Source organism: Streptomyces morookaense (assembly GCF_013030945.1).
In the GTDB taxonomy this organism is placed as follows: Bacteria; Actinomycetota; Actinomycetes; order Streptomycetales; family Streptomycetaceae; genus Streptomyces; species Streptomyces morookaensis.
Genome location: NZ_JABBXF010000027.1, coordinates 137875 through 159056 on the forward strand (window position 1 = coordinate 137875; position 21182 = coordinate 159056).

General features: G+C 73.6%; 19 protein-coding genes and 2 tRNA genes. 15 read left to right on the forward strand and 6 right to left on the reverse strand.

What is annotated here, in order from left to right; genetic code table 11:
* Window positions 1-3: 3 nt before the first annotated feature.
* Window positions 4-609, forward strand: a complete 606-nt coding sequence (orn, locus tag HG542_RS13650; RefSeq protein ID WP_171081067.1) for an oligoribonuclease — start codon at window positions 4-6, stop codon at window positions 607-609.
* Between the two features lie 119 nt (window positions 610-728).
* Window positions 729-801, forward strand: a tRNA-His gene (locus HG542_RS13655).
* Window positions 802-882: 81 nt separating this feature from the next.
* On the opposite strand, the gene HG542_RS13660 is transcribed toward HG542_RS13655, so the two are convergent.
* Window positions 883-1443 carry a CAP family protein gene (locus tag HG542_RS13660; protein WP_171081069.1) on the reverse strand — a complete coding sequence of 187 codons (561 nt, stop codon included), beginning with the start codon at window positions 1441-1443 and terminating at the stop codon, window positions 883-885.
* An 85-nt stretch (window positions 1444-1528) separates the two neighbouring features.
* Window positions 1529-2587 carry a LacI family DNA-binding transcriptional regulator gene (locus HG542_RS13665; protein ID WP_171081071.1) on the reverse strand — a complete coding sequence of 353 codons (1059 nt, stop codon included), beginning with the start codon at window positions 2585-2587 and terminating at the stop codon, window positions 1529-1531.
* A gap of 157 nt (window positions 2588-2744) precedes the next feature.
* Between HG542_RS13665 and HG542_RS13670 the strand changes: the two genes are divergently transcribed.
* From HG542_RS13670 to HG542_RS13685, 4 genes are all read left to right on the forward strand, one after another.
* Window positions 2745-4049, forward strand: coding sequence for an ABC transporter substrate-binding protein (locus HG542_RS13670; RefSeq protein ID WP_171081074.1), 1305 nt, complete (start codon window positions 2745-2747; stop codon window positions 4047-4049).
* Window positions 4046-5053 (forward strand): carbohydrate ABC transporter permease, encoded by a 1008-nt coding sequence (locus HG542_RS13675; protein WP_171081076.1) that lies wholly within the window; start codon window positions 4046-4048, stop codon window positions 5051-5053. The genes HG542_RS13670 and HG542_RS13675 overlap by 4 nt, the downstream gene beginning before the upstream one ends.
* 3 nt (window positions 5054-5056) lie before the next feature.
* Entirely contained in the window at window positions 5057-5920 is an 864-nt protein-coding gene (locus HG542_RS13680) for a carbohydrate ABC transporter permease (RefSeq protein ID WP_171081078.1), read from the forward strand.
* Window positions 5921-5984: 64 nt separating this feature from the next.
* Window positions 5985-7382: a GH1 family beta-glucosidase gene (locus HG542_RS13685; protein ID WP_171081117.1), complete on the forward strand. Its 1398-nt coding sequence runs from the start codon at window positions 5985-5987 to the stop codon at window positions 7380-7382.
* Window positions 7383-7394: 12 nt separating this feature from the next.
* Here the strand turns inward: HG542_RS13685 and HG542_RS13690 are convergent, their stop codons facing one another.
* The gene (locus HG542_RS13690) at window positions 7395-8264 is read right to left on the reverse strand and encodes a spermidine synthase (RefSeq protein WP_171081080.1); all 870 of its coding nucleotides are present in this window, start codon (window positions 8262-8264) and stop codon (window positions 7395-7397) included.
* Window positions 8265-8295: 31 nt separating this feature from the next.
* A complete protein-coding gene (locus HG542_RS13695) occupies window positions 8296-8760 on the reverse strand; it encodes a hypothetical protein (RefSeq protein WP_373313199.1) in 465 nt (154 codons plus the stop codon).
* A gap of 304 nt (window positions 8761-9064) precedes the next feature.
* Here HG542_RS13695 and HG542_RS13700 point away from each other — a divergent pair, with 304 nt between their 5' ends.
* Window positions 9065-10456: an NsdA family TPR-like regulatory protein gene (locus HG542_RS13700; protein ID WP_171081084.1), complete on the forward strand. Its 1392-nt coding sequence runs from the start codon at window positions 9065-9067 to the stop codon at window positions 10454-10456.
* Window positions 10457-10595: 139 nt separating this feature from the next.
* Here HG542_RS13700 and HG542_RS13705 read toward each other — a convergent pair whose 3' ends face one another.
* Entirely contained in the window at window positions 10596-11189 is a 594-nt protein-coding gene (locus HG542_RS13705) for a histidine phosphatase family protein (RefSeq protein ID WP_171081087.1), read from the reverse strand.
* Between the two features lie 177 nt (window positions 11190-11366).
* Between HG542_RS13705 and HG542_RS13710 the strand changes: the two genes are divergently transcribed.
* The 7 genes from HG542_RS13710 (at window position 11367) to HG542_RS13740 (ending at window position 17632) form a co-directional block, all read left to right on the forward strand.
* The gene (locus tag HG542_RS13710) at window positions 11367-12323 is read left to right on the forward strand and encodes a phosphatase PAP2 family protein (RefSeq protein ID WP_171081089.1); all 957 of its coding nucleotides are present in this window, start codon (window positions 11367-11369) and stop codon (window positions 12321-12323) included.
* Window positions 12244-13383, forward strand: coding sequence for a hypothetical protein (locus HG542_RS13715; protein ID WP_171081091.1), 1140 nt, complete (start codon window positions 12244-12246; stop codon window positions 13381-13383). The genes HG542_RS13710 and HG542_RS13715 overlap by 80 nt, the downstream gene beginning before the upstream one ends.
* A complete protein-coding gene (locus tag HG542_RS13720) occupies window positions 13380-14888 on the forward strand; it encodes a hypothetical protein (RefSeq protein WP_171081093.1) in 1509 nt (502 codons plus the stop codon). Before HG542_RS13715 ends, HG542_RS13720 begins: the two co-directional genes overlap by 4 nt.
* Window positions 14889-14896: 8 nt before the next feature.
* On the forward strand, window positions 14897-16249 hold the full coding sequence (locus tag HG542_RS13725) for an AAA domain-containing protein (protein WP_171081119.1): 1353 nt from the start codon (window positions 14897-14899) through the stop codon (window positions 16247-16249).
* Between the two features lie 200 nt (window positions 16250-16449).
* Window positions 16450-16818: a DUF8844 domain-containing protein gene (locus HG542_RS13730; protein ID WP_171081095.1), complete on the forward strand. Its 369-nt coding sequence runs from the start codon at window positions 16450-16452 to the stop codon at window positions 16816-16818.
* A gap of 139 nt (window positions 16819-16957) precedes the next feature.
* Window positions 16958-17503 (forward strand): bifunctional DNA primase/polymerase, encoded by a 546-nt coding sequence (locus HG542_RS13735; RefSeq protein ID WP_171081097.1) that lies wholly within the window; start codon window positions 16958-16960, stop codon window positions 17501-17503.
* 55 nt (window positions 17504-17558) lie between these two features.
* A tRNA-Lys gene (locus HG542_RS13740) sits at window positions 17559-17632 on the forward strand.
* Window positions 17633-17695: 63 nt separating this feature from the next.
* Here the strand turns inward: HG542_RS13740 and HG542_RS13745 are convergent.
* Window positions 17696-18916, reverse strand: a complete 1221-nt coding sequence (locus tag HG542_RS13745) for a M6 family metalloprotease domain-containing protein (protein ID WP_171081121.1) — start codon at window positions 18914-18916, stop codon at window positions 17696-17698.
* Window positions 18917-19347: 431 nt separating this feature from the next.
* Between HG542_RS13745 and HG542_RS13750 the strand changes: the two genes are divergently transcribed.
* Window positions 19348-21081 carry a putative bifunctional diguanylate cyclase/phosphodiesterase gene (locus tag HG542_RS13750; protein WP_373313197.1) on the forward strand — a complete coding sequence of 578 codons (1734 nt, stop codon included), beginning with the start codon at window positions 19348-19350 and terminating at the stop codon, window positions 21079-21081.
* Window positions 21082-21182 lie beyond the last annotated feature (101 nt).

The following is a 21182-nucleotide window of genomic DNA, read 5'->3' on the forward strand; positions in this document are numbered from 1 at the left end:
TGCATGAACGATCGCATGGTGTGGATCGACTGCGAGATGACCGGACTCTCGCTGTCGGACGACGCACTCATCGAGGTGGCCGCCCTGGTCACCGACTCCGAGCTGAACATCCTCGGCGACGGCGTGGACATCGTGATCCGCCCGCCCGCCGAGGCCCTCGCCACCATGCCCGAGGTGGTGCGCCAGATGCACACGGCCTCCGGGCTGCTGGCGGAACTGGACGGCGGGACCACGCTCGAGGAAGCCGAGCAGCGGGTCCTGGCGTACATCCGCGAGCACGTCCCGGAGCCGGGCAAGGCCCCGCTGTGCGGAAACTCGGTCAGCACCGACCGCGGATTCCTGCTGCGGGACATGCCCGCACTGGAGGGCCACCTGCACTACCGGATCGTGGACGTCTCCTCGGTGAAGGAGCTGGCCCGGCGCTGGTTCCCGCGCGCGTACTTCGGCAGTCCCAAGAAGAACGGCAACCACCGGGCACTGTCCGACATCCGCGAGTCGATCGCCGAGCTCCGCTACTACCGCGAGGCGATCTTCGTGCCCCAGCCCGGCCCGGACTCGGACACCGCGAAGGCCATCGCGGCCAAGCACGTCCTGCCCGCCGAGGGCTAGCCCCGGCAGAGTGACGCAGCTCGCTCCCGGCCAGGGCGAAAGCCGGGAGCGAGCACCCCTCCGGACCCTGTACACTTTTTCTCGGCCGGTGGGAAACACGGAAACAAACGCCGGACATGGTGGGTATAGCTCAGCTGGTAGAGCACCTGGTTGTGGTCCAGGATGTCGCGGGTTCGAGTCCCGTTACTCACCCTGAAGCCGAGGGCCCGGTCTGCGGAAGCGGACCGGGCCCTCGGCGTTGTGCGTATCGGACGGACCGTCAGACGGACCCGTTCACCGCCGCGGGAGGACGTTCTCCCGGAAGGCCCCGTCCACATTTCCCGGCGGGGCGAACGCGAAGACCACATAGGTCTCGGTGCGGCCGCCGGCCGTGCCGCTGACCCGGGCGGCGCCGAGCCGGTCCGAGGCCTTCCACACCAGCTGGGTGAAGTCGCCGGTGGCCGCGCTGAAGCCCGGCTTCCGCCAGTCGTACGAGCGTGCCTCGGCGTACCAGGTCTCGACGGCCTGTGCCGCGCCCGCGGCCGGGGCGCGTTCGCCCCCGGCCGACGACCAGAAGAGGTCCTCGCCCAGCCGCTGGTCCGCCCCCTCGGTGCTCAGCCGTCCGGGGGCGCCGCGGGAGAGTTCCTGGGCGCGCTTCCTCGCGTAGGCGGTGAGGGCGGGGTCGAGCGCCAGGGGGCGGACGCCGTGCTGTGCGCGGTGGCGATTGGCCGCGGCCACGGCTTCCCTGAGGAAACCGCCGTCCGTGGTGTCCGGCAGCGGCGGACGGGCGGTGGCGGGGACGGCGGGTGCGGTGAGCGCCAATACGGCGGCGGGCAGCACGAGTTTCTTCCACATGCCCCCGACCCTGCCCGCCCGGGCGCCTCTCCCCCGGTTGCCCGGCGGGGTGTTCACCCGGATTGACCGCCGGGCCGACGAGGCGTCAGGTCGATTCCCGCACGACGAGTTCGGTGGGCAGGACGATCCGGGGGCCGGCCGGCGCCGCGGGGTCCTGGATCCGGGCGAGCAGGACCGCGGCCATCGTGCGGCCCACCGCCTCGGTCGGGCGGCGGACGCTGGTGAGCGGCGGGTCCGTGTGGCGGGCGACGGCGGAGTCGTCGAAGCCCGTCACGGCCACGTCGGCGGGGACACGGCGGCCGCGGGCGCGGAGCACCTGGAGGGCTCCGGCGGCCACCGCGTCCGAGGCGGCGAGGACGGCGTCCAGGCCGGGGCGCCGGTCGAGCAGGGCCCGCATGGCGTGGCGGCCGCCGGACTCGGTGAGGGCGGCGGCCTCGACGAGGGCGGCGTCCGGGGCGGAGCCCAGCGCCTGCCGGCATCCGTCGAGAAGGCGCCGGGCCGCATCCGTGCCGGGCGGGCCGGCGATGACGGCGACGGTGCGGCGGCCGCGGGCCAGCAGGTGGCCGAGCGCGGCCCGGGCGCCTCCCGTGTCGTCGGAGTCCACGCAGGTCAGGGGCAGGCCGGCGGGCCTGCGGCCGGTGAGGACGGCGGGCACACCGAGCTCCGCGACGAGGCCCGGCAGGGGGTCGTCGTCATGGACGGAGACCAGCAGCACGCCGTCCACGCGCCGCGCGGCGAGCTGGTCCGCGCACCGGCGGCCCTCCTCCGGGGCGCGCAGGAGGGAGAGCTGCAGCTGCAGGCCGCTGTCGGCGAGCCCGGCACCCACACCGCGCACGAGGTCGGCGAAGTACGGGTCGGCCGGCAGGCCCGATCCGGGCTCGGGGAGGACGAGGGCGACGGCGTCCGCGCTGCCCGCCGCGAGGGCACGGGCAGCGCGGTTGGGTATGTAGCCCAGGTCGGCCACGGCCTGTTCGACGGCCGCCCGGGTGCGGGCGCTGACCCGCGGCGAGCCGTTGATCACCCGGGACGCCGTGCCCCGGCCCACACCGGCGCGGGCGGCCACCTCCTCCAGGGTGGGAACGGTGCGGCGCGGGCCGCCGCCGGCGGTGTCCGTGCTGCGGGCTGATTCTCCGGTCCGGGACATCGGGCGCCTCCATGGCACGTCGCGCGCCGCGTCCTTGACACCCTGCCAGGTTGCGGCAACGCTTCGACTTGTCGTTCTGGGAGCGCTCCCACCGTACTGCGGGCCCGGCGGGCCCTTAAGGCCTCACTCCGGCACGGCAGTTGACCGGGAGGACGCGATGCCGCGCAGCACCCGCACCGCCCGCCGCACCTTCTGCCGTGCCGTCGCAGCGGCCGTGGCCCTCGGCGCCGTCCTGCTCGCCGGCTGCGCGCGGCACGGCGACGAGGGCGGGAGGACCACGGTCACCATCGGCACCTTCGGCGTCTTCGGCTACAAACAGGCCGGTCTCTACCGGGAGTACGAGCAGCTGCATCCCGGCATCGCCATCAAGGAGAGCGTGGTCGAGCGCAACGACACCTACTACCCGCAGCTCCTCACCCACCTCGCCGCCGGCAGCGGACTGGCGGACATCCAGGCCGTCGAAGTGGGCAACATCCACGACGTGGCCACCGGACAGGGCCACCGCTTCGAGGACCTGTCCCGCGCACCGGGCGTCCGCAGGAGCGACTGGCTGGACTGGAAGTGGGCGCAGGCCACCACCCCCGACGGCCGGACGATCGGCCTCGGCACGGACATCGGCCCCCTCGCCGTCTGCTACCGCAAGGACCTCTTCCGGCAGGCCGGTCTCCCCACGGACCGGGCGGCCGTCGGGAGGCTGTGGGCCGGCGACTGGCAGAAGTTCATCGACACCGGCAAGGCGTACATGCGCCGCGCCCCCGCCGGCACCGTCTTCACCGACTCGGCCGCCGGGATCTACAACGCGTCCGTGCACGGTTATGCCGAGCGCTACTACGACCGGCGCGGCAGGCCCGTCTACCGCAACAGTCCCGCGGTCACCGCCTCCTGGGGTCTGGCCGTGCAGGCGGCACGCGGCGGACTGACCGCCCGGCTGCGGCAGTTCGAGAAGCCCTGGGACCAGGCGTTCGCCAACGGCCGCTTCGCCGCCGTGGCCTGTCCGCCGTGGATGCTCGGCTACATCAAGGAGAAGTCCGGCGACGCGGGCCGGGGCGCGTGGGACGTGGCCGCCGCGCCCCGGCCCGCCAACTGGGGCGGTTCGTTCATCACCGTGCCGAAGGCCGCGCGGCACAAGGCCGCCGCGATCGCCCTCGCGGTCTGGCTGACCGCCCCGGCCCAGCAGGCCCGGCTCTTCGCACGGCAGGCCGGCGTCCCCTCCACCCCGGCCGCGTACGCCATGCCGGAGGTCAGGGACGCCCGCAACCCCTACTTCGGCGACGCGCCCGTCGGCGAGATCTTCGCCGCCGCGGCCCGGGGCGTGCCGACCCTCGTCTTCGGCCCGATGGAGCAGCAGATCGGGACGGCCTTCACCGACGTCGGCATCCCGCAGGCCGAACAGCAGGGCAAGCCGCCCGCGGAAGCCTGGCAGGCAGCGCAGAAGGAGATCGAGAACGCGGTGGACGAATGACGGCCACGACCGCAGCGGTCGAGGACCCGGAGGCGGGACCGCCCGGACCGCACGACGACGACCGCATCCCCGGCAAGTTCCCACCGCCACGGGGCACTTGGCGCAGTCAGCTGCACCGCTGGGACGTGCGCTACAGCCCCTACGCCTTCGTGGCGCCGTTCTTCCTGTTCTTCGCCGCATTCGGGCTCTTCCCCCTCCTGTACACGGGCTGGGCCTCCCTGCACCGCGTGGAGCTCACGGCGCCGGACCGTATGACCTGGGTCGGACTGCACCACTACGCGCGGCTGCTGAGCAGCCCCTTCTTCTGGAACGCCCTGTGCAACACCCTCACCATCGGGCTCCTGGCGACCGTGCCCCAGCTGCTGATGGCCCTGGGCCTCGCCCAGCTGCTGCACTACCGGCTGCGCGCCGCCACCTTCTGGAGGGTCGCGCTGCTGACCCCGTACGCCACCTCCGTCGCCGCGGCCACGCTCGTCTTCGTGCTGCTCTACGGACGGGACTACGGGATGGTCAACTGGGCGCTGGAGACAGTGGGTTTCGGGCCTGTCGACTGGCAGAGCGGCACCTGGAGTTCGCAGATCGCGGTGTCCTCGATCGTCGTCTGGCGGTGGACGGGCTACAACGCGCTGATCTACCTGGCGGCCATGCAGGCCGTCCCGGACGAGCTGTACGAGTCCGCCGCACTGGACGGGGCCTCGCGCGGGCAGCAGTTCCTGCACATCACCGTGCCGGTGCTGCGGCCGACGATCCTGTTCACCGTGGCCGTCTCCGCGATCGGGGCGACCCAGCTCTTCGGCGAACCGCTGCTGTTCGGCGGGGCGGCCGGGCAGAAGGGCGGGGCCTCGCACCAGTTCCAGACGCTGGGGCTCTACCTCTACGAACAGGGCTGGTTCGACTTCCACCTCGGGCGTGCCTCGGCCGTCGCCTGGACGATGTTCCTGATCCTGCTGCTGATCGCCGCGGGGCAGCAGGCGGTCGCCCGGCGGCTGCGCAGGGGCAGGTGAGCCATGCCGTCCCGTACCCGCACCCGGACATCCGCGCACCGTGCCGGACGGCAGCTGCACGGCGGGCCGTTCGCCTACGCCGTGCTCGTCCTCTTCGCGGCCGGTTCCCTCTTCCCCCTGCTCTGGACGGCCGTCGCCGCCTCGCACGACAACACCCGCCTGGCCAGGACGCCGCCGCCCTTCTGGTTCGGCGGCAACCTCGGCAGGAATCTGCGCACCGCCTGGGCCGACGCCGGACTGGGCCCGGCACTGGGCAACACGCTGCTGGTGGCCGGCAGCATCGCGCTGGGCACGGTGCTCTTCTGCACCGTCGCCGGGTACGCCTTCGCCAAGCTGCGGTTCCGCTTCCGCGGGCCGCTGCTGGCGCTGGTGATCGGCACGATGATGGTGCCGCCCCAGCTGGGCGTGGTCCCCCTCTTCATGATCACCGCCCGCCTGGGGTGGACCGACCGGCTCCCGGCCGTGGTGATGCCGACCCTGGTCAGCGCCTTCGGGGTGTTCTTCATGCGGCAGTACCTGGTGGAGGCCCTGCCCACCGAACTGATCGAGGCCGCCCGCGTCGACGGCGCGAACAGCCTGCGCATCGTGCGGCACATCGTCCTCCCCGTGGCCCGGCCGGCGATGGCCGTGCTGGGAATGCTCTCCTTCGTCCAGGCGTGGAACGACTTCTTCTGGCCCGTGATCGCGCTGACCCAGGAGAACCCCACCGTGCAGGTGGCCCTGACCGGGCTCGGCCGCGGCTACGTGCCGGACCAGGCCGTGGTGATGGCCGGCGCGCTGCTGGGCACGCTGCCGCTGCTGCTCGTCTTCGCCGTCTTCGGCCGGCAGATCGTCGGCGGCATCATGCGCGGCGCCGTCAAGGGCTGATGCCCTGTCGACTGCCCTATGAACTCTCATGTCCCTTTCCCCCCACACCTTCCGGAGCATGTCCATGAGCGCGAACTTCCCGCCCGGCTTCCTCTGGGGCGCGGCGACGGCCGCGTACCAGGTCGAGGGAGCAGCACAGGAGGACGGCCGCACCGACTCGATCTGGGACGTCTTCTCCCGCACACCCGGCCGGGTACTGGACGGCGACACCGGTGACATCGCCGCCGACCACTACCACCGCCGCGCCGCCGACGTGGCGCTGATGGCCGAACTGGGCCTGGGCGCCTACCGCTTCTCCGTCTCCTGGCCCCGCGTCCAGCCCACGGGCCGCGGTCCCGCCTCGCAGCGGGGCCTCGACTTCTACCGGCGGCTCGTGGACGACCTGCTCGGCCACGGCATCCGGCCGCTGCTCACCCTCTACCACTGGGACCTGCCCCAGGAGCTGGAGACGGCGGGCGGCTGGCCGGCCCGGGAGACGGCACACCGCTTCGCCGACTACGCGTACCTCGTCGGCGAGGCCCTGGGCGACCGCGTCGGGATGTGGTGCACCCTCAACGAGCCCTGGTGCAGCGCGTTTCTCGGCTACGGATCCGGCGTGCACGCCCCGGGCCGCACGGACCCGGCGGACGCCCTGCGCGCGGCCCACCACCTCAACCTGGCGCACGGCCTCGGGGCGCGGGCACTGCGCTCCGTGCTCCCCGCCGGGGCGCAGCTGACGGTGGCCCTCAACACCGCGGCCGTCAGGGCCCGCACGCCCTCCTTGCAGGACCTGGACGCTCAGCGACGCATCGACGCCCTGTCCACCCGTATCTTCACCGAGCCCATGCTCAACGGCACATACCCCGCCGACCTGTTGGCGGACACGGCGCGGATCACGGACTGGTCGTTCGTCCGCGACGGCGACCCGGACATCGTCAAGCACCCCCTGGACGCGCTCGGCATCAACTACTACGCACCCACAGTGGTATCAGCGGGCACTGACAACGGCCCCTCGCGCGCCGACGGCCACGGCGGAGGCGAGCACTCCGCCTGGCCCGGCGCCGACCGTCACGTCACCTTCCACCGGCCCCCCGGCAGCCGCACCGCGATGGACTGGAGCGTGGACGCCACCGGCCTCCACGACCTGCTCATGCGCTTCACCCGCGAACGGCCCGGCCTGCCATTGCTCGTCACCGAGAACGGCGCGGCCTACGACGACAAGCCGGACGCGGAGGGTGCGGTGCACGACCCGGAGCGCATTGCGTATCTGCGCGCCCACCTGGAGGCGGTGCTGCGTGCTGTCGCCGACGGCGCGGACGTACGCGGGTACTTCGTGTGGTCGTTGCTCGACAACTTCGAATGGGCCTACGGGTACAGCAAGCGGTTCGGGGTGGTGTACGTGGACTATGCGACGCAGGCGCGTACGCCCAAGTCAAGTGCCCGGTGGTATGCGGAGGTTGTGCGTTCGGGGCGGCTGGGGTGATCCCCGCACCCCCTACTCGAAGACCGACGGCGGGGGAACCGGCGACGGGCGGGCCGTTGCGTCCGTCACCGGGGTCGCGCCTCCCGTGAAGTCCGCGAGCGCACGGCCGTGTTCCACGCGCCCCTGGTTCGGGTCCGTCGCGGCGCGCCGGGTGAGCTCCGCGACCGGCAGTTCCCGGTCCGAGGCCAGCAGTACGGCGTTGCCGAAGCGCTTGCCGCGCAGCACCGCCGGGTCGGCGGTCAGGCACAGTTCGGGAAAGACCATCCGTACCGTAGCGATCTGCGCCTTGAGGTGGGCGAGCGGCGGGCCGTCGGCGAGGTTGGCGACGTAGAAGCCGCCGGGGCGCAGGGCGCGGCGCACCTCGGCCGCGAACTCCGTGCTGGTCAGGTGCGCCGGGGTGCGGGCGCCGCCGAAGACGTCCGCGATGATCAGGTCCGCCCAGCCGTCCGGCACCTTGGCGAGCCCCTCGCGGGCGTCGCCGCCGCGGACCCGGATCCGCCAGCTGCTGTCCAGCGGCAGCTCGGCACGTATGAACCGGACGAGCGGGGCGTCGATCTCGACGATCTGCTGCGTCGACCGGGGCCGCGTCGCGGCTATGTAGCGCGCGAGCGTGAAGGCGCCGCCGCCGAGGTGGAGCGCCTGGACGGGCCTGCCGGGCGGCGCCACGAGGTCGGCGATGTGCCCGATCCGGCGCTGGTAGGCGAATTCGAGGTGGGCGGGATCGTCGAGGTCCACGTGGGACTGCGGCGCCCTGTCGATCAGCAGGGTCCGGCCGCGGGGACGGTCGCGATCGGGCACGAGTTCCGCGAGACCGCCTGCCACCTGCGCCGATATCGGTTCCGCCGCGCGCCCGCGGCCTTGCTTCTGCTTGCCCTTTGCCACACGGCAAGTATCCCGCGGGCGGCACGGGCGGCTATCTGCAGCGGTCGACGGCCTCGATCGTGCGGGCCGCCTCGCCGAGCGCCGCGCGCAGCACGACGGGGTCCGTGGCCGAGGTGAAGGCCGCGTCCGGGGCGACGAGCCAGCCGGTGCCCGTGACCGGCGGCTCGGCGACGCCGTCGGGCGCGCCCGTACGCAGGCCGCGCCCGTAGGTCTGGGTGCAGGCGCTGCCCGGCATGTCCCAGGCGGCGGCGGTGCCGGGCGGGACGAGGAAGCCCAGGGTGTCGCAGTCGCCGTCGTGCAGCACGGGCCCCACGCCGTCGCGCAGCCGCAGGATGTCGACCGCCTCCAGGCCCTGCCGCGCGGGGACGGTGACGAGGTCGCACGGACCGCTCTCCGTACCCGCCGCCGACGGCGGGTACGGGGAAGCGCTGCGGTCCTGACGCGGCTGGTGCAGTGCCGTCGTTCGCGAGCTGCCGATGTCCACTCCGGCCTCCACCACGGGAAACCCCTCCTCCGCACAAGTCCGCTCCGCATCGAACGGACCGTCCGCGGGCCCCGCTCACGGGCCTGCTCCAGTCCGTTCACCCGTGTTCAACGCCCGTGCGGTGTCAACGGCTACGGCGCCGCGCCGCCGCAAAGGATGGCAGTTCATGGCGGATGGCAGGTGAGATATCCGTTTTGTAGAGAAACCAGGCGTAGTGGGCCTGCGACAGCCGGTACGGTCATCACGCCATACGGCAGCACAGCCACCCGTCCCGCAGGCACCTCGCGGGGCGGTTCGCCAGGGAGAGGGTCCGGCCATGGCGTCGTCTCGCACATCTTCCTCCGCGTCCTCGCCGCGCCGTCCGAACACGGCCTTCCGCCTGCTGCGGGGGCAGCGCTCACCAGGGGAGTTCGCGGCGGAAGTGCGGCGGGCGGCGCGGGAGATCGGCGAACACGTCTCCTGCGACGCGCGCTACATCGGGCGCGTCGAGTCGGGCGAGATCCGCTGTCCCAACTACGCCTACGAGCGAGTGTTCCGCCATATGTTCCCCGGCTGCGAACCGGCGGACATGGGGTTCGCGCCGCGGGAGGCGGTGCGCGGACGGGGGGCGCGCGACTCGGGCAGTGCGCCGTCCGATTCCACAGAGAGCCCCTCGGGCGGCCGCATCCCGGGCAACGGGGGCGGTCCCCTCGACCGCTTCGACAGCAGCAAGGAGAGCGACGTGTTGCGTCGCGCGTTCATTTCCTCCGGCCCGGCCGCCGTGGCCGCCGCCTCCCTGGGCGGAGCGCCGGGAACCCGCACGCCCCGGCGCGCGGGCGAGGCCGAGGCCTGTGCCCTCGAGCAGGCGGTCCGGCGGATCCGGCTGCTCGACGACCGGCACGGCGCCGACCACCTCTACCGGCGCGCTGCGCAGCCGCTGCGGGCGGCGTACGAACTGCTCGACGCGGAGACCAGGCGGCAGACGGTGGCGGACCGGCTGCACGCGGGCGCGGGCGAACTCGCCATCTCCGTCGGCTGGCTGGCCCACGACTCCGGGCGCTTCGGCGACGCCCGCTCCCACTACGCGGAGGCCCTCGCGACCGCACGGGTCGCCGGGGACGCGGCGCTGGAGGCGCACGCCTTCTGCAACACCGCCTTCCTCGCGCGCGACGCCGGCCGGCCGCGGGAGGCCGTCCGCGCCGCACAGGCCGCACAGCGGGCAGGCCGGCAACTGGCCTCGGCACGGCTGATGTCCCTGCTGACCCTGCGGGAGGCCGGCGGCTGGGCGCAGCTGGGCGACCGGCCAGCCTGTGAGGAAACGCTGCTGCGCGCGCGGACGCTCTTCGAGCACGGACGGAGCGAGGACGACCCGGAGTGGATGACGTTCTTCGGCGAGGCCGAGCTGGAGCTGCTGGAGGCGCAGTGCTGGTCCGCCCTCGGCGACTGGCGCAGGGCGGCGGAGCACGGCGGGCGGGCCGTCGAGCTGGCCGACCCGCACTTCGCCCGGAACGTCGCGCTCTACACGGCGCAGCTGTCCGGGGACCTGGCGCAGGGGGGCGCCGTGGCGGAGGCGGCGGTGGCCGGGGAGCGGGTCCTGGACCTGCTGGCGCAGGTCCAGTCGGCGCGGATCCGGGGGATGCTGGCCTCCACGGCGCGGGTGCTGCGCTCCCACGCGCGCGTGCCTGCGGTCGGCGCGTTCCTGACGCGGCACGACGCGCAGGCCGTGTGACAGGCCGTGTGAGGCGTGTGAGGCCCCGGACGCGAACCTTGTGAGGATCCGGACGCTGATCATGTGAGGCTCCGGACGCTCCGGACTCGGAACGTGTGACGCCCCCGGACGTCAGGATCCTGGCGTCCGGATCCTGGCGTCAGGCCAGATGCCCGGTGTCGTTCCAGCGCTCGATGGCCGGTTCGCCGTACGCCCAGCCCAGGATCGACAGCGACGTCGGGTCGAGACGGATGCGCGCCGCGAACGACGCGTCCTGGCCCAGCCAGCGGGAGCCGATCACACGGAGGATGTGGCCGTGCGCGAAGACCATGACGTCGCGGTCCGCCGACTTCGCCCACGCGACGACCTCGTCCGCACGCGCCGACAGCTCGGCCAGCGCCTCGCCCTCCGGCACGCCGTCGCGCCAGATGAACCAGTCCGGGCGGCCGGACTTGATCTCGGCCGGGGTCATGCCCTCGTACGCGCCGTAGTCCCACTCCATCAGCGCGTCCCACTCGGCCGCCCGGCCCCCGAAGCCGGCCAGCTCGCAGGTCTCCTTGGCGCGCACGAGCGGGCTGGTGCGGATCTCGACGTCCGGCAGGCCGTCCCACGGGGCGCGGTGCAGGCGCTCGCCGAGCAGCTTGGCGCCGCGCCGCCCCTCGTCGAGGAGCGGGATGTCCGTGCGGCCGGTGTGCTTGCCGGAGAGCGACCATTCGGTCTGTCCGTGCCGGGCCAGCAGGATGCGCGGTGCCATGGGGTGGGCCCCTTCACGAGTGTGCGGTGACGTTCCTCTCCATCATCACTCACACCCTCACCAGGCAACCCTTGGGGCGACTGGGACGTCTCCCTTCCCGCGCCCCGGGGCGGTGTGCGGCCTGTGTGGCGTACACCGTACGGTTGCATGTCCGCTTGTTGTTGGCCGCCTGAACACATGGAGAGCGTCCGGATGTACCGCACCGCACCACTCGGGAAGCGGCCGCGCTGGTGGACCGAGCTGCCCCTGATCGCCGTCGTCTACGGCCTCTACTCGGCCGGCCGGCTGCTGGTGCGGGGTGACGTGCAGACGGCCGTCGACCACGGCCTGTCGATACTCGATCTTGAAAAAACGTTCCGAATAAACATCGAGCACCCGCTCAACCGGCTCTTCACCGATCACCCGGCGATCGGCATACCCGCCGACTTCGCCTACGCGTCCCTGCACTACCTGCTCACCCCCGCGATCCTGATCTGGCTGTTCAGACGCCGGCAGGAGCACTACCGCCGGCTGCGGACCTGGCTGATGATCTCCACCCTCATCGGCCTCGTCGGTTTCACCCTGCTGCCCACCTGCCCGCCCCGGCTGCTGGAGGCCGGCTACGGGTTCGTCGACACGATGGCCCAGTACGGCTCGTACGGCTGGTGGGGCGGCGACGCGAGCGCCCCGCGCGGGCTCGGCGGGCTCACCAACCAGTACGCGGCCATGCCGAGCCTGCACGTCGGCTGGGCCCTGTGGTGCGGGATCGTGCTCTGGCGGCACGCGCGCAGTGTCTGGGCCAGGGTCGCGGGCGCGGTCTACCCGCTCGCCATCGCCCTCGTGGTGATGGGCACCGCCAACCACTACCTCCTGGACTGCCTGGCCGGGGCGGCCGTCATGGGCGTCGGGTATCTCCTGTCGCGGCCCGCGCTGCGCCTCGCCGCACGCATCCGGGCCCGCTTCACCGGCCCGGAGGACGCGGAAACCCGTGAGGTGCCCGCGGTTGTCAGTGGCGGATGCGAGACTGCGGCGCGTACGGCGGATACAGCGCACCGACTTCGCGAGGCGGACGCCAGTGACCAGATCCCTCGACAGCCGGCCCGGGACGGAGCCGGAGACAGCCGCACCGACGGCGCTGCGACAGCAGCTCGCTGAGCTGCGCGGCCCGGAGGCCGCGCAGCATCCCCTGGACGCCCGCGCGCTGGCGGCCCTGGCCGCCAATCCCGGCTGCCGCCGCCGGGCCCTGCTCGACGGTGCCGGGGTGGACAAGGCGGCGCTGGCCCGGGCGCTGGGGGCGCAGGTCACGTTCGGGCAGTCGCAGTTCGCGTTCGTGCGCGGCCACGCCTTCGAAGCACGGGTGAAGGCCGACGGCGGGGCGGAGCTGGTGCGGCTGCTGTGCGGGCAGCTGCGCGAGGCGGAGCCTCCGGAAGCGGACGCCGTGGACGTGCCCGACCTGTCGGCCGCCGGCCCCGAGGGCCGCACGGCGCGGACGGCCCTGGCCCTCCGCGAGGCCACGGCAGCGGGTCGCTGGGCGCTGCTGGACCACCCGATGCTGAGCCTGACCGTCGCCGGGACGCCCGCCTTCCTGGAACCGGACGCGGTGATCGTCCACCCCGACGGGGGCCGGACGGTCGTGGAGATCAAGTCCTTCGCCATGGTCGACGGGGCCGCGGACGCCGCCAAGGTGGGCGCGGCGGCGCGGCAGGCGGCGGTGTACGCGCTCGCGCTGGAGGCCCTCGGCGGGCGCGTCCGCCCGGAGGTGCTGCTCGTCTGCCCGAAGGACTTCTCCAACCTGCCGGCCGCGGCGCTCGTCGACGTCCGCCGCCAACTGGCCGCCACGCGGCGCCAGCTGGCCCGGCTGGAGCGGGTGGCGGACATCGCCGCCGCGCTGCCGCCCGGTCTCTCGTTCGCGACGGACCGGCCGGCGGCCGAGCTGGGCGCTGCGCTGGGCGCGGTCGAGGCGGCATACGCACCGGAATGCCTGGCGGCGTGCGAGCTCGCCTTCCACTGCCGGGAGCGGGCACGGGAGGAGGGGGCCGTGACGGTGCTCGGGCGGGGGCTGCGGGCCGAATTGGGGGACCTCACGACGGTCGAGGCGGTGCGGGGCGCTGCGCTGAGCGGGGCGGGGGATGCGGGGGACCCGGTCGTTGCCGCGTTGCGGCGTGCCGCCGGGCTGCGGGCCGAGGCGCTCAGCAGTGCGGAGGAGCTCGTATGAGCCTCCTCACCACCCTCGCCCGTATCGAAGCCGTTCAGGCCGGCAAGGCCCGGCCGCTTGCCACCGTGCGGCATCGGCATCTTTCCGAGCGACCGCTCGTGCTCGTACTGCTCACCACCGCCGGTGAGGCGGGTGCGCCGCTCGGTGCGATGGTTGGGACCGGGCGGGACGCCCCGCGGCTGCTGGCCGTGCCCCAGCCGCGCGACAGGGACCTGCGGTTCGCGTTCCTCGCCGAACTGGCCGACGTGATGCTGCCGTACATCGAGCAGTACGGCGAAGAGGACTGCGGCGAGGGCGAGGAGCCCTGCTCCGACGCGCCGCAGATCCTCGTGCCCAATGCGCCCGGCGTGGAGTACGTCCGTCTGCTCGGGCGCTCCATGCGCTTCCGCCGCACCGCCGAGCAGGACCCCGAGGCCCCGTATCCCGCGCCCCCGCGCGTCCCGCTGCTGGGCCGGTGGCTCACGCACGCCGGGGAGCGGGCGCGGGTGCCGGGGTCGTCCCTGCTGCTGCCGATGACGCACCTGCTGGGCCGGCACTGGGCGACGGGCCAGAGCCGTCTGGAGGATCAGCACCTCGGCGCGCTGCTCGCCTGGATCGATCCCCCGCCGGGGACGACGGGCGCCGAGGCCGCTCTGCGCGCGGAGACCGGGCGTGGCCCCGACGGGCTCCTCCACCACCCTCCGGCCGGGCCCGCCACGGATCCGGCCTTCGACAACAAACGCCTGGCGCCCGCCATTTCACGCCATGACCTCGCGCGCACCGCGGCGCAGCGGTCCGCCGCCGAGGAGGAGATCCGCGAGCTCCTCGCCTCCCAGCTCCGCCCCACATGGGAGGCGATGTGGCGCGGCATCGACCTGGTGCGCGCCCTGCCGGAGGGCGCCCGGGTCGCCGACCGCTGGAAGCGGGACCGCTGGTCGTACACCGCCCACCGCGACCGGATCCGCGCGGGCGAGCCCCCGCAGCCCCGGCGGGACGACGCGGTGACGGCGGCCCGCAAACTCGCCGCGCGCGAGAGCGCGCTGGCGCAGCTGGACGCCCAGGAGGCGCTGGACGATCCGCTGGTGATGGCCGAACGGCGGCTGGCCGGCGAGGCGTTCGCGGGTGAGGTCACCGAGGTGGTGATGGAGTACTCGGAGGCGAAGGTCCCGCGCCCCCGCCCGCTGGTCACGGTGCGCACGGAGGACGCCCCGCACCTCGCCGAGGGCGTGAAGCTGTACCGGGCGCTGCCCGACGGCCGTGCCCAGACAGGGGAGTTCGTGTCGTACGGACCGGACGGCGCGCCGACCGTGCGGCTGACCGGCGGGATGGGCCGCGGCAAGGTGCCCGAGCCGGGTTCGGTGCCGGAGAAGGGCGACCGGGTCTGCTGGACGCTCTTCGAGCACGCGCCCCGGGGCGGCCCCGAGCTCCCCGACCCCGAGCGCACGCCCTGGACCCACGGCGGCCCGCCTGACCCGGCGGCGCCGCCCGACGCACCCGATCCCGTGACCGCGGAGGACCGGCTGTGAGCGTACGCATGGCGCGCGGACGCGCCTTCGACCCGGCCAAGGCGGCGGCCGAGGCCACCGGGGCGATCCTGCACGACACCCTGCACAGCCCGCACCGCGGCGTCGTCGTGGACTCCCCGCCCGGCGCGGGCAAGTCCACGCTCGTCGTCCGGGCGGCCCGCGAACTGGCCGCGGCCGGGCGGCCGTTGATGATCGTCGCCCAGACCAACGCCCAGGTCGACGACCTGGTGCTGCGCCTGGCCGAGGCGGAGCCCGGGCTGCCGGTCGGCCGGCTGCACAGCAACGAGCGGCGTCCGTACGACCCGGCGATCGCCGGACTGGACTCGGTGGTGACGTCCGCGAAGGCGGCCGACCTGGCCGGGCTGGACGTCGTGGTCTCCACGGCCGCGAAGTGGGCGCACACCAAGGCGGCGGAGCCGTGGGGGCACGCGATCGTCGACGAGGCGTACCAGATGCGCTCGGACGCGCTGCTGGCCGTGGCGGGCCTCTTCGAGCGGGCGCTGTTCGTCGGCGACCCGGGCCAGCTGGACCCGTTCAGCGTGGTCGGGCCCGGGGGGTCGGCGCAGTGGGCGGGGCTGTCGTACGACCCGTCGGCGAGCGCAGTGACGACGCTGCTGGCCCACAATCCGGGCCTGCCGCAGCACCGGCTGCCGGTGTCCTGGCGGCTGCCCGCCTCCGCCGCGCCGCTGGTGTCGGACGCCTTCTACCCGTACACGCCCTTCCGCAGCGGCACGGACCACGGGGACCGGCGGCTGGCTTTCGGGGTGCCGTCCGACGGCTCCGGGCCGGACCGGGTGCTGGACGAGGCGGCGGAGTCGGGCTGGGGCCTGCTGGAGCTGCCGGCGCGCCATACGCCGCGGACGGATCCGGAGGCGGTGGCCGCGGTGGCGCTGGTGGTCCGGCGGCTGCTGGACCGGGGCGGGGCGACGACCAGCGAGCGAGCGCCGGACCCGGTGCCGCTGACGGCGGACCGGATCGCGGTGGGCACGGCCCACCGCGACCAGGCGGCGGCCGTGCGCGCGGCGCTGGCGGAGCGCGGGGTCGGCGGCGTCACGGTGGACACCGCCAACCGGCTCCAGGGCCGGGAGTTCGACGTGACGGTCGTCCTGCACCCGCTGTCGGGCCGCCCGGACGCGACGGCGTTCCACTTGGAGACGGGCCGCCTGTGCGTCCTGGCCTCGCGGCACCGGCACGCGTGCGTGGTGGTCTGCCGGGCGGGCGTCGACCGCCTGCTGGACGACCATCCGTCGACGGAGCCGGTGCAGCTGGGGGTCACCGTGAAGTTCCCGGACGGGTGGGAGGCGAACCATGCGGTGCTGGCGCACCTCGGCGAACACCGGGTGCGGTGGGCACCGCCGTGAGGGGTCGGGGGCTTCGCCCCGGGCCCCTGCGGAGCGCGGGCCGGGAAGGCGCGGGCCGGAAGGCGCGGTCCCGCCGCCCCGCCGGGTGCACGGCGGCCCCGGTACGGCGGCGTCCCCCGGCGGGGACCGCCCTCCTCGACCGCCCCCTTGCACGGCGCAGGAGAATGGATGGCGGTGCAGACGATCCTGGAGGTATGTACATGTGCGAGCCGAAGCAGGCTCCCGGCGCGCGTGACAGCAGTGGACCGCGTCGTCTGAAGCCCGCCCAGCTGCTCTTCGAGCCGCCCGAGGCCGTCGCCGATCCCGAACATTTCTTCGATCTCGAATCGATCGAGGACCCGCGCGAGCTGCTGGCCCGCTCCACCGAGCTGGCGCTGGCCTTCCGCGCGGCGGCCGACCGTGCGACCGAGTACCAGGCGGTGGCGGCGGCCCAGCTCGCCGACCCCCGGCGCTTCGACCGGCTGCCCACCGCCGTGATCGCGGAGCGGGCCGAGTGGAGCGAGGACTACACCAGGAAGATGGTGGAATTCGGCCGCGGACTGCTGCGCGACGGCAGCGTCGTCGAGTAGCGGGACGAATGCGGCCCGTGGTCCGGCGACCATGGGCCGCTGGCATATGCGGCGCACAAGGTAGCGCACCGCCCGCCGCCCTGTCCCGGATTCGGGCAAGCACCGCGGGGGCCGGGTCTGTGACGCAGATCATGGATCCATGACCACCCGAGAGCACTCGCCGCGTCCCCCTTACGCCGCACCGGCCGCCGCCCGGGTCACCCTGGCCGGTGCCGACTGGCTGGCCTCCGCCAGCAGGTACCCGCGCAGCGTCCACGCCCTGTGGGCCGACAGCCCGGGGTCCTCGGTCATGCTCCCCTGCGGCACCGTCTTCGACGTGATCGGCTTCCCCGCGCTCTTCGGCCGCCGTGTGCTGGACCGGCTGTGGGCGGCGGGGCCGGGCTCCGGCCCGGTCGCGGCCCAGCGCGGCCGGCTGCTGCTCTTCGCCGCCCCCGGCACCGCCCAGCGGCTCCCCGCGCTGCTGAGCTGGGAGGAGTGGGGAGGCCGCGACCGCCGGGTGCCCCCGCTGCTGTGTCACGGCACGGGCGACACGGTGGCCGTCCCGCCGCTGTTCCCGGCGGACGAGACCGAGCCCGTGCCTCCCGCCTCCCGCTGGCTGGTCGCCCCGGAGACCCGGGACCCCTGGCTGCCGGGGCCCGACGTCCTGCTCTGGGCCTGCGTCCGGGCCGCCCGCGCAGCGGTTTAAACATCCGGATTTTCTTTCCACCGGATCAGGGTGCTAAAGTCTTCCACGTCAGCAGGCGCCGCTAGCTCAGTTGGTTAGAGCAGCTGACTCTTAATCAGCGGGTCCGGGGTTCGAGTCCCTGGCGGCGCACAGACAGAGGAAGGCCCTCGCACTCCGGTGCGGGGGCCTTCTTCCTTTCCTGCCGCCCCCGTGTCACTCGCGCCGCACCCGCACGGTCCAGGCCCCGCCCGCCGTGCGTGCCCGGACGCTCACCTCCACGCCGTCCGCGTGCTCGGCCGCCAGCGTCTCGCCCACGCCGAGCGGCGCGTCCGCCAGCTGCGGATTCACGGACTCGCCCCAGCAGGCCTGCCGCCCCGGATGGCCGTCCAGCACCTGGATCGGCCCGCTGCCCGAAGGAACGTCACTGCGCACCCGGTAGACCAGCACGCCCTCGGTGCAGGTGGAGGCGTCGTTGCCGGAGGCGCCCCGCGCCTCGACGACGATCGCGCTGTTCAGGCCCGTACGCACCACCACCAGCCGGGCGCGGGGGTCGGTGCCCGGCACCATCGGGGCCTCGACCGGCTGGAGGGTGTGCAGCGTGCTGCCCCGGCCGAGGACGCAGTCGACCTGCCGGGTGGTGAGCCAGCCCAGCTTCCACTTGTGCCAGCCGAAGGGGTCGGAGGCGAGCCCGAACTGGCTGCCCATGAGGTCCCAGTCGCCGACGTGGGTGTCCCAGTCGCCCTTGCCGTCCTCGGGCCGGTGGTAGAGGTCGGGCAGATCGAGGGCATGGCCGGTCTCGTGGGCGAGTACGTTGCGGTCCGGCGGGTGGTGCTCGAAGACGGTGACGACGCGGCGCAGGTCGGTGTTGTCGACATGGATCGGCTGGTCGAGATTGACCACCTTGGTGGCATCGGAATCCACGCCGGGGGCGTCGGGGTCGGCCACGAGGTAGACGAGCCCGTAGCGGCTGAAGTCCACCTCGCCGTCGGCCGCGGCGATGGCGTCCTTGAGATAGGCGGAGCGCAGGTCGCCGTCCCAGTCGCGCTGTATGCGGTAGTCGACCGAGGGCCGGGGCATGCGGATCCACTTCTTCAGCGGGTGGACGCGCAGCGAGAACTGCCCGTAGGAGGCCCGCTCGAAGAAGCGGGAGGTGCCGGGGAAGTGGTCCGCCGCGAGCCGCTCCGGGGTGACGTAGGGGCGGGAGTCGGGAAAGGACAGGAAGACCATCACGGCGTCGAGCCGGCCGACCGGGCGCGGAAAGGCCGGGTTCCAGGTGTCGAGCCCCTCGGAGTGATGGGCCTCGCTGCGCGGCAGCGCGCACGGGCCGCCGGGCCCCACGGCATGTGCGGGCCCGGTCGCGATCGTCGTGGCGATCGCACACAGGGAAGTGATCACAGCCCCGGCACGACGCAGCCGGGGCCGGTCCACTCCCATGGGTGTCTGCGGACGCACCACGTCGACCTCCGGGGACGGAATCGGGAGACCTCCACCACCCTCTTGTTATTTGCGGTGTTATGCCCCGTTTCACTACCCCAGTCGAGTGACTAAGCCGACTTCTGGGTACATCACACTCAGTCACGGTCAGTCAATCGGGAAGCCGCTGTCATGCAGCCCCGGACATGAGTGCGCATGGAAGGGCAAGGACGAACGGAATCGATCACCCCGCGGCCGGCGGCTGCGCCGCTCGCGGCCGGACCGCTGGAACGGGCTCTGCGCGAGCCCTATGATCGCCACATTTCCAGCACGGAAACCCCCCTACAGACGGCCATTCAGCCCCATTTCGACCACTCGTACGACCCACGCACACGATCCGAAGACCCCTGCACTCCAGCAGTGCGGACCCCGATGCCACGCGGGAGCGAGCGGTGAGCGGACCCCTCGACGGCCAGGGCGGCACCTCCGGCACCATGCCGCCCGTCGTCACACAAAGTAATCTGACCCCACAGGAATTCCGGGCTGCCTTCCGGGCCGCGCACCTCGGCATGGCCGTCGTCGGCCGCGACGGCCTCGTCCGCACCGCCAACGACGCACTCGGCGTCCTGCTCGGCACCGACCCCGCCCGGCTCCAGGACTCCCCCGCCGCCGAGTTCACCGGACTGCGCGACGACACCCGGACCTGGCTGAAGTACCGCGAGGTGCTGCTGGGCCGCCGCGACCGCCTGCACTGCACCCGGCGGTTGAGACAGGCCGGCGGACGGGGGCTGTGGGCCGAGGTGACCGTCACCCAGCTCCCCGAGAGCCACGACGCGCTGCTGTCGGTTGCGGATGTGAGCGACCGGCGCGACCTGCGGGCCCGGCTGCGGCACGTCCGGATGCACGACCCGGTGACCGGACTGCCCAACCGGAGCCTGTTCTTCGAGCGGCTGGCCGGCGCGCTGGCCGCCGCCACGGCCCTGCCGGGCGGGACGGGCCGGATCGGGCTGTGCTACCTCGACCTCGACGGCTTCAAGGCCGTCAACGACACCCTCGGCCATGGCGCCGGCGACCGGCTGCTGACCGCCGTGGCCGGCCGGCTCACGGCCTGCGCGGCACCGGGCGGGCACCTCGTGGCCCGGCTCGGCGGCGACGAATTCGCCCTGCTGGTCGAGGAGTCCGCCGGCACCCAGCAGCTGATCGACCTCGCGGTGACCGTACAGACCGCGCTGCAGCGGCCGTTCGAGACGGCCGGACAGCAGCTGTCGGTGTCGGCGAGCATCGGCGTGGTCGAACGCCCGGCCGCCGGGACGCACGCCACCGAGCTGATGCAGGCCGCGGACACCACGCTGTACTGGGCCAAGGCCGACGGCAAGGCCCGCTGGACCCTCTTCGACCCCGAGCGCAACGCCCACCGGATGACCCGGCAGGCGCTCTCCCGCACGCTGCGCCCGGCGGTCGAGCGAGGGGAGTTCGCGCTGCAGTACCAACCGCTGGTGGGACTGGCCGACGGCGTCGTACGGGGGGTGGAAGCGCTGGTGCGCTGGTGCCACCCGCAGCTCGGCACGCTCGGCCCGAACCGGTTCATCGGGCTCGCGGAGGAGACCGGCGCCATCGTCCCGCTCGGCCGCTGGGTGCTGACGACCGCCTGCCGGCAGGCCCGGCACTGGCAGCTGGAACGGCCGGACGGGCCGCCGCTGGTCGTCAGCGTCAACGTGGCGGTACGTCAGGTCTGGGACTCCGACCTGGTCGCGGACGTGGCCGCGGCCCTCGCCGGCACCGGACTGCCGCCGCACCTGCTGCAGCTGGAGCTCACCGAATCGGCCGTGATGGGCACGGCCGGACGGCCGCTGCAGCAGCTGCGGGAGCTGAGCGACATGGGCGTCGCCATCGCCATCGACGACTTCGGGACCGGGTACTCCAACCTCGCCTACCTCAGCCGGCTGCCGGTGTCCGCGCTCAAGCTGGACGGCACGTTCGTGCACGGCCGCAATCCCGCGGACGAGGCGATCGTGGAGGCGTTGGTGCAACTGGCGCACCGGTTGGGGCTGACGGTGACGGCGGAGTGTGTGGAAAGTGCGGAGCAGGCTGAACGCCTCGGTCGCATGGGATGCGACACCGGGCAGGGATGGTTCTACTCCCGCCCGGTGCCGGCCGACCGGATCTCGGCGCTGTTGGGGGCCTGAGCGGTCGGTGGTCGGCCGCGGGCCGCCCGTGGTTGCTCGCGCAGTTCCCCGCGCCCCTTACGGGGCGCGGAACCCCTACATCTCGTACGCGTCCGCGATCA